This window comes from Kurthia massiliensis, assembly GCF_000285555.1.
In the GTDB taxonomy this organism is placed as follows: domain Bacteria; phylum Bacillota; class Bacilli; order Bacillales_A; family Planococcaceae; genus Kurthia; species Kurthia massiliensis.
Map to the genome: position 1 here is coordinate 185,548 of NZ_HE611001.1, position 2,403 is coordinate 187,950.

At 40.4% G+C, this 2,403-nt stretch carries 1 protein-coding gene and 9 tRNA genes; all 10 read right to left on the bottom strand.

What is annotated here, in order from left to right; translation table 11 throughout:
• Nucleotides 1-67: 67 nt before the first annotated feature.
• The 10 genes from KMHG_RS13750 to KMHG_RS13795 all read right to left on the bottom strand — a co-directional run bounded on the left by KMHG_RS13750 (nucleotide 68) and on the right by KMHG_RS13795 (nucleotide 2,396).
• Entirely contained in the window at nucleotides 68-1,453 is a 1,386-nt protein-coding gene (locus KMHG_RS13750; protein ID WP_010290357.1) for a GGDEF domain-containing protein, read from the bottom strand.
• Nucleotides 1,454-1,568: 115 nt separating this feature from the next.
• Nucleotides 1,569-1,650 (bottom strand) — tRNA-Leu (locus KMHG_RS13755).
• A 33-nt stretch (nucleotides 1,651-1,683) separates the two neighbouring features.
• Nucleotides 1,684-1,757, bottom strand: a tRNA-Cys gene (locus KMHG_RS13760).
• Between the two features lie 16 nt (nucleotides 1,758-1,773).
• Nucleotides 1,774-1,848, bottom strand: a tRNA-Gly gene (locus KMHG_RS13765).
• Nucleotides 1,849-1,851: 3 nt separating this feature from the next.
• Nucleotides 1,852-1,926, bottom strand: a tRNA-Gln gene (locus KMHG_RS13770).
• A 4-nt stretch (nucleotides 1,927-1,930) separates the two neighbouring features.
• Nucleotides 1,931-2,006, bottom strand: a tRNA-His gene (locus KMHG_RS13775).
• Nucleotides 2,007-2,021: 15 nt separating this feature from the next.
• Nucleotides 2,022-2,097, bottom strand: a tRNA-His gene (locus tag KMHG_RS13780).
• Between the two features lie 39 nt (nucleotides 2,098-2,136).
• Nucleotides 2,137-2,210, bottom strand: a tRNA-Trp gene (locus KMHG_RS13785).
• Between the two features lie 23 nt (nucleotides 2,211-2,233).
• Nucleotides 2,234-2,317: transfer RNA gene (locus KMHG_RS13790), tRNA-Tyr, on the bottom strand.
• Nucleotides 2,318-2,323: 6 nt separating this feature from the next.
• Nucleotides 2,324-2,396, bottom strand: a tRNA-Thr gene (locus KMHG_RS13795).
• Nucleotides 2,397-2,403 lie beyond the last annotated feature (7 nt).

Consider the following 2,403-nt stretch of genomic DNA (forward strand, 5'->3'; position numbering starts at 1 on the left):
CGCGGTTCCGGTTTTTTGTTGCGAACACTTAAAAAGGAAAATGAAATGTTTTGTCCCAGCCTCTTTTTTATGCGATGACGATTTCTCCTCGTGTTTCTTTCGCTTTATAAATCGCCTCATCCGCTTTTTTAAATAACGTTTCAATCAATTCATATTGATCGTTCGTATAACCGACACCAATACTTACAGAAAACGGAATGTCACCGATTTCCGGCACGTGAAGTGTACTGTTCATTAATCGTTTATGTAACATATAAAGCTCATGTTCAAATTGCGCAAAACGATATGGGATTAGACCGATGAACTCATCCCCACCGTAACGTACGATTGAAATATCGTGTTTTGGCGTCCATTGCTTCAATTGTTCAGCGATATGCTTAATTGCTTCATCGCCTACTGTATGACCATACGTATCGTTAATCGATTTAAAGCGGTCGATATCAAGTACGAAGACCGTATAATTTTTCACTTGTTGTTGTTTTTCAATTAAGTGTTCATAAAAGTTACGGTTTTGTACCTTTGTTAACTGATCAATATATAATTGTGCCTCATAAAATTGACGCGTCAGTTTACTAATTACTTTCGCGCGGGCATTTCCTTTTTTCATATCGTAATGTTCATCGAGCATATCAATCACGAGCGATTGATATTTAATTACTTCTTCATACGCTCGTTTTTCTTTTAATAAATGAATGAAAATGTTCAATTCAAATTTAATATCTAATAAATTATCGGCCGCAGCGATTCCTTCATCAAATAATTGAATCGCTGCATCAACTGTCGATGTTTGCACCGCTAGTAACGCGCGACAAATCGGATACATAAAATAAAAACTATCGACGATAATATTTTGTGCCGCAATCCTCGTTAAAATATTCGCGCACGTGTCATAGTCTCCATGTAAATAAAATAACTCAAAGCTATATATCCAAAACATATAACGTGCCATCGAGCTAATCGTCTCATCATCAGATTCGTAAAAATGGCGAATTTCTTCAAATACTTTTAAGCCTTCTCTATGTTCATGCATCTCAACATACTGATACATTAAATTATTCGACACCGCACAAATTAAATCACTATAAGATGTTTGGGATACTTTTTCTAATAATTGGAGATACGCTTGAATAGGTTCGCCAATACGATAAGATCGATTGAAAATAATAACATTCAGTTCATGACGATATTTCGTATGATCATCGCCATAATGATCGATTAGTGGATTGAGCAACGTAATGTATGGTAGCAATTCTTCTAAACGACTCGTATTGACTAAAATACGCTCTAACCAAACAATTGTAGTTACGTACAGCTCCATATCATTGTGTTGGTACGCGCTTTCGATGACGAGTCTAAAAATTGGCTCTGCAGTCGCATAATCCCCTTTTGTGAATGCCGCACAAGCCCGTTCATATTGTTGTCGCTGTTGTTTCTTCGTAAACAGCTTTTCCACGCTTTCATCGCCCCTTCGACAGTTTTAGATTTTTCCTATATTTTTCCTTTTAATACTATGAAAACATAAAAAAAGACCCTAATCAATAAAAGATTAGAGTCTATATAAACCTTGATACCGGTGGTCGGGGTCGAACCGACACTCCTTACGGAACACGATTTTGAGTCGTGCGCGTCTGCCAATTCCGCCACACCGGCATAATATGTAAAATTAAAAGAAAATAAAAAAAATGGAGGCGGCAACCGGATTCGAACCGGTGGTAGAGGTGTTGCAGACCTGTGCCTTACCACTTGGCTATGCCGCCATAAAAAATATAAAATTGGAGCGGAAGACGAGGTTCGAACTCGCGACCCCCACCTTGGCAAGGTGATGTTCTACCACTGAACTACTTCCGCAAATGGCTGGGGTACCAGGATTCGAACCTGGGCATGACGGAATCAAAATCCGTTGCCTTACCGCTTGGCTATACCCCAATAATGGGGCGACTGATGGGAATCGAACCCACGAATGCCGGAACCACAATCCGGTGCGTTAACCACTTCGCCACAATCGCCATATTATTATTGAATGGGGCGACTGATGGGGATCGAACCCACGAATGCCGGAACCACAATCCGGTGTGTTAACCACTTCACCACAATCGCCATTAATATGTTAATGTCTAATTAAATGTAATTTTAATTTGGCAGGGGCAGTAGGAATCGAACCCACACCAAAGGTTTTGGAGACCTCTATTCTACCGTTGAACTATGCCCCTAAAACATAAAAAAATAATAAAAATGGTGGAGGGGGGCAGATTCGAACTGCCGAACCCGAAGGAGCGGATTTACAGTCCGCCGCGTTTAGCCTCTTCGCTACCCCTCCGTATTATGCCGGCGAAAGGAGTCGAACCCTCGACCTACTGATTACAAGTCAGTTGCTCTACCAACTGAGCTACACCGGCAAATGGT